Genomic DNA, 4762 nt, shown 5'->3' with positions numbered 1-4762 from the left:
ACGAGAGCCCCGGTTCGTACGAACCGGGGCTCTCGTTTCCAGAGCGGTGGTGGAGGGATTTGAACCCCCGATGGGTTGCCCCATACTCGCTTTCGAGGCGAGCTCCTTCGGCCACTCGGACACACCACCGAGAGAGATCCTAGCCGATGGTGGGGAGTGCTTCGCAACTTCCGGCCGAGTGGCCCTGCTCACCCCTCACTCCCTGCTCACCGCTCGCGGAAGAACTCCGTCAGCTGCCGCGCGCACTCCGCTTCCAGCACCCCGCGGACCACCTCCGGCCGGTGGTTGAGCCTGCGGTCCCGTACGAGGTCCCACAGCGACCCCGCCGCGCCCGCCTTCTCGTCCCCCGCGCCGTAGACGACCCGGGCCACGCGGGACTGGACGAGCGCGCCCGCGCACATCACGCACGGCTCCAGAGTGACCACCAGGGTGCACCCCGTGAGCCGCCACTCCCCGAGCCGGGCGGCCGCCCGGCGCAGCGCCAGCACCTCGGCGTGCGCCGTGGGATCTCCGACGGCCTCCCGTTCGTTGTGCCCGGTGGAGAGGAGGTCCCCGTCCGGTCCGAGGACGACGGCACCGACCGGCACGTCGCCGGCCGGCACCGCCAGGGCCGCCTCCCGCAGTGCCAGGCGCATGGGTTCCCGCCACGGATCCCGTACCGGGTCGGGGCCGGTACCGGAGCCGTGCGGGTCCCGCGTGCCGTACGTGAGGTCGTGCGCGGCTATCACTAGCGGACGGCCTCCAGTACCTCGGTGGCGCCGAGCGCGTCGGCGATCTCCGCCAGGGCGTCCCCGTCCAGGGACATCAGCTCCTTGTGGCCGACGCCGAGGTCGTCCAGGAGCCGGGGGTCGCCGAGCGGGCCGGCCGGCACCGGCTCGGCGCCGGATCCCGTCCGGGTGCCGTCCGCGTCGTCTTCCTCGTCCGTGTAGGAGGCCACGGGCTCGTCCTCCCCGTCCTCGGTGCCGTCCAGGTCCAGTTCGTCGAGATCGTCGTCCTCGTCGACGCTGCCCAGCAGCTCCTTGGTCAGCATCGATCCGTAGGAGCTCCGGTCGGCGGCGGAGGCGTTCGACACGAAGTACCGGGGGTCCTCCTCTCCATCCACGCGGATGACGCCGAACCAGGCGTCCTCCTGCTCGATGAGGGCGACCACCGTGTCGTCGTCGACAGCGGCGGAACGTGCGAGATCGATCAGATCGCTGAGGGACTCGACGTCGTCGAGTTCCAGGTCGCTCGCTTCCCACCCGTCTTCGGTGCGCGCGAGCAGTGCGGCGAAATACACCGTGACTCTCCCACTGGTCATAGGCGTGCCGGTTGGAGGTCCCCCCGGCCGGAGGTTGGGGTGTGAACGGTCCTGACACAAGCTGTTCGCACCCCGCCCAATCGGCATCGTGGCAGAAACAGCGGCTTTGCGAGAGGTCTTCCGCACGGCGGCCGTGTCGCGGCGCCGGGCGGAGGGCCGGTCAGGGGCCGGTACCCGCCGTGGGCATCGTGCCCCTCACCAACGGAACGTACGCATCCGCATCTGCTGGCGCATCCGGGCCGCCCGGGCACGCCGCGGCTGCACCCGGTCGCGCAGCGCCCGGGCCTCCATCAGGTCGCGCAGGAACTGCGCGCGTCGCGCCCTGCGCTGCGCCGCCGTCTCCGGCGGGTCGTCCGCCTCGCTTCCCTTGCCGTCGTTCACGGGCTGCGTCTTGGGCATCGGCACCACCCCAGGCTGGTCCGGTCGTCCTCCTCCGCCGGCGCGAAGCAGACCCCCCGCTCCCACCTTCCCCCCGTCGGGGCGTTTGATGCCACCCCCTCCCGGATCGGCGCAGGTCAGGGAGGGGGCCGGCTGAAGGGTCAGCTCACACCGGGTGTCCGGATCCGGCCGATGGCCTCAGGCGGCGCCGTCGTCGTGCAGGGTCGGCACGACGGCCACCGGCCCGTGCGCGTGCTGCAGGAGGGCGTGCGCCACCGAGCCGATCAGCAGGGACCGCCGGCGCGGATGGTGGCGGCCCACCACGACCAGTGCGGCCGACCGGGACGCCTCCACCAGCCGCCCCGCCGGGTCCCCGGGCACGACGGCCTGCTCGACCGGCACGTCCGGGTAGCGGGCCCGCAGCGGGGCCAGCCGCTCGTTCTGGGCCCGCAGCGTCTCCCGTTCGGCCGGCACCCCGTCCGCCCCGTCGGCCAGGGCCTCGGGCGGGATCACCGCGAACGGGCTGTCGATCACCGTCATCGGACCGGGCGGCAGGGCGTACGCCGAGACCACCTGGACGGTGGTCCCCCGTGCGGCCGCTTCCGCGAACGCGAAGGCCAGTACGTCCTCGGGGGTCTCGGCGGCGTGCAGCCCCAGCACCACCCGCCCGGCCGAAGCCCCCTCGGGGTCCTCCGCCGCCCTCCCCTCGTGCGGGACCACCACCACCGGGCAGGACGCGGTGCCGGCCACCGCCCGGCTGCTGGACCCGAGCAGCAGCGCGGCGAACCCGCCGCGCCCCCGGGAGCCCATGACCAGCATCAGCGGCGCCTGCTCCGCGCTGACGGCCCGCAGCGCCTCGGGCACGGAGCCCTCCAGGGCCTCGTAGCGGACCTCCGCGGGCAGCTCCGGGCCCGATTCCAGCAGGGCGCGGACGCGGTCGCCGACGGGGTCGGCGTACTCCTTGGGTTCGTTCGGGTCGTGCAGGGCCGAGCGGCGGCCGGCGTACAGCTGGGAGGCATCGGGCAGGACGTGCGCCACCATCAGCGCGGTGCCGTGGCGCAGGGCGGCCTCGCGGGCCCATTCCAGGGCGCTCAGGCTGTGGTCGGATCCGTCGACGGCGGCGATCACCGGTCCGCCGCCGGCCCCGCCACTCGCTCCGCCGCTTCCCCGGCTGCCCTGGCCGTTGCTCATCCGTCCAGGGTGCCCGGCGGCGCCGTGGCCCGCATCCGGAAGGGCGGCGGGCGCGCGCGGGACGCGCCGCGCCCGTTCCACCGCGTAGCCTTTTGGCAGCAGGTCGCGAACAGGCGGCCGTTTTTCGCAGGTAGCAGGGTCGCAGGTCGCAGATCGCAGGTCGAAGCCCGGCTGAGTCTTGGAGGATGTTGTGCGTTTGCAGGTCGTCGATCACCCCTTGGTGGCGCACAAACTCACCGCGCTGCGCGACAAGCGCACCGACTCCCCCACGTTCCGGCGGCTCGCGGACGAGCTGGTGACGCTCCTCGCGTACGAGGCCACCCGCGACGTGCGCACCGAGCAGTCCGACATCGAGACCCCGGTCGGCCCGACCACCGGCGTCAAGCTGTCGCACCCGCGCCCGCTGGTCGTCCCGATCCTGCGCGCCGGCCTCGGCATGCTGGACGGCATGGTCCGGCTGCTGCCGACCGCGGAGGTGGGCTTCCTGGGCATGGTCCGCAACGAGGAGACCCTGGAGGCCTCCACGTACGCGACGCGCATGCCCGAGGACCTCTCCGGGCGCCAGGTCTACGTGGTCGACCCGATGCTGGCCACCGGCGGCACGCTGGTCGCCGCGATCCAGGAGCTCATCAAGCGCGGCGCCGACGACGTGACCGCCGTGGTGCTGCTGGCCGCGCCCGAGGGCGTCGAGGTCATGGAGCGCGAGCTCGCGGGCACGCCGGTGACGGTCGTGACGGCCGCCGTGGACGAGCGGCTCAACGAGCACGGCTACATCGTGCCGGGCCTGGGCGACGCGGGCGACCGCATGTACGGCTCGGCCGAGTAGCGGAGCGGTCCGCCTCTCAGCACTTCTTCGGGGAGGGCGCGGGCGCGGGGTTGGCCAGGACGGCCAGCGCCTTGTCCGCGTCCTCCTTCTTGTTCAGCTCCTTGAAGGAGTCGCCCAGGATCAGGTCGATGTCCGCGCCCTCGCGGGTGTCGGTCTGCTGGGTGACGCCGGCGAGCTGGGCGCCGAGGACGGAGTACGCGGCCTTGTCGGTGCGCGGGGAGCCCAGCAGTATCCCGGGCCCGGGCACCTTCTTGTCGAAGTCGGCGGGGGCGTTGCCGACGTGGCCGATCGTGAACCCGCGCTTCTTCAGCTCGTCGCCGACGGCCTTGGCGAGGCCCGCGCGGGGGGTGGCGTTGTAGACGTTGACGGTGATCTGGCCGGGCTGCGGCAGGACGGCCGCGGGGGCGCCGGAGGCCGCCGGGCCGGGGTTCGCGGCCCCGGCGGGGGTGGCGGAGGCGGCCCCGGTCGGGCAGTCCTTGGCGGCGGCGTTGTGCTTGCCGCTGTCACCCCGGAACACGTCGATGAGCTGCAGCGCCCCATAGCCGAGCAGCGCCAGCGCGAGGACCGATCCGAGCAGGGCGAACACGAGCTTCCGACGTCGCCGCGGCCGGCTCATGCGGGGGTAGGCGGTCCCCGTGACGCGGTACTTTCCGCCCATGCCGGGGGGAGTGAGCATGCTCATGGGCGCAGCGTAGTGCCGTACCGGAACGATGCCTACTAAATGATCTGTTGATCGGGTAAGGCAGACCCGAAAGGCGCAACCGGCGCCCCGTCGAGTCCCCCGGTCAGTCCATTTCGAGGACGCGCGCGTGCAGCACCTGGCGCTGCTGGAGGGCCGCGCGCACGGCGCGGTGCAGCCCGTCCTCCAGGTACAGGTCGCCCTGCCACTTCACGACGTGCGCGAAGAGGTCGCCGTAGAAGGTCGAGTCCTCGGCGAGAAGCGTCTCCAGGTCCAGCTGTCCCTTGGTCGTCACGAGCTGGTCCAGCCGGACCGGGCGCGGGGCGACGTCCGCCCACTGCCGGGTGGTTTCCCTGCCGTGGTCGGGGTACGGCCGTCCGCTACCGAT

Annotated in this window: 7 protein-coding genes and 1 tRNA gene; 1 reads left to right on the top strand and 7 read right to left on the bottom strand. The window is 73.1% G+C overall.

Annotated features, from left to right (window positions below; translation table 11 throughout):
- Positions 1–44: 44 nt before the first annotated feature.
- The 5 genes from VR44_RS21935 to VR44_RS21915 form a co-directional block, all read right to left on the bottom strand.
- A tRNA-Ser gene (locus tag VR44_RS21935) sits at positions 45–129 on the bottom strand.
- Positions 130–206: 77 nt separating this feature from the next.
- Positions 207–635, bottom strand: a complete 429-nt coding sequence (tadA, locus tag VR44_RS21930; protein ID WP_045949279.1) for a tRNA adenosine(34) deaminase TadA — start codon at positions 633–635, stop codon at positions 207–209.
- Between the two features lie 92 nt (positions 636–727).
- Positions 728–1279 carry a tRNA adenosine deaminase-associated protein gene (locus tag VR44_RS21925; RefSeq protein ID WP_045949277.1) on the bottom strand — a complete coding sequence of 184 codons (552 nt, stop codon included), beginning with the start codon at positions 1277–1279 and terminating at the stop codon, positions 728–730.
- Between the two features lie 216 nt (positions 1280–1495).
- Positions 1496–1699, bottom strand: coding sequence for a hypothetical protein (locus VR44_RS21920; protein ID WP_045949278.1), 204 nt, complete (start codon positions 1697–1699; stop codon positions 1496–1498).
- Between the two features lie 177 nt (positions 1700–1876).
- Complete coding sequence (locus tag VR44_RS21915; protein ID WP_045949276.1) at positions 1877–2869, bottom strand: universal stress protein; 993 nt, start codon at positions 2867–2869, stop codon at positions 1877–1879.
- Between the two features lie 190 nt (positions 2870–3059).
- On the opposite strand from VR44_RS21915, the gene upp reads away from it, so the two are divergent.
- Entirely contained in the window at positions 3060–3695 is a 636-nt protein-coding gene (gene upp / locus VR44_RS21910) for a uracil phosphoribosyltransferase (RefSeq protein WP_045949275.1), read from the top strand.
- A gap of 16 nt (positions 3696–3711) precedes the next feature.
- Here the strand turns inward: upp and VR44_RS21905 are convergent, their stop codons facing one another.
- Positions 3712–4377: a LytR C-terminal domain-containing protein gene (locus VR44_RS21905; RefSeq protein WP_094191822.1), complete on the bottom strand. Its 666-nt coding sequence runs from the start codon at positions 4375–4377 to the stop codon at positions 3712–3714.
- A gap of 103 nt (positions 4378–4480) precedes the next feature.
- Positions 4481–4762: type II toxin-antitoxin system VapB family antitoxin (locus tag VR44_RS21900; protein ID WP_063778952.1), on the bottom strand; the 282-nt coding region annotated here is incomplete at its 5' end.

This window comes from Streptomyces katrae (assembly GCF_000966975.1).
In the GTDB taxonomy this organism is placed as follows: Bacteria; Actinomycetota; Actinomycetes; order Streptomycetales; family Streptomycetaceae; genus Streptomyces; species Streptomyces katrae.
Note: the sequence above shows the minus strand (reverse complement) of the source record. Positions and strands in the feature narration are given on the sequence as shown.

Bases quoted from the DNA above. Each gene is read 5' to 3' on its own strand.
- VR44_RS21915 (WP_045949276.1), bottom strand. From the start codon at position 2,869: ATGAGCAACGGCCAGGGCAGCCGGGGAAGCGGCGGAGCGAGTGGCGGG.
- VR44_RS21905 (WP_094191822.1), bottom strand. From the start codon at position 4,377: ATGAGCATGCTCACTCCCCCCGGCATGGGCGGAAAGTACCGCGTCACG.
- tadA (WP_045949279.1), bottom strand. From the start codon at position 635: ATGCGCCTGGCACTGCGGGAGGCGGCCCTGGCGGTGCCGGCCGGCGAC.
- VR44_RS21920 (WP_045949278.1), bottom strand. From the start codon at position 1,699: ATGCCCAAGACGCAGCCCGTGAACGACGGCAAGGGAAGCGAGGCGGAC.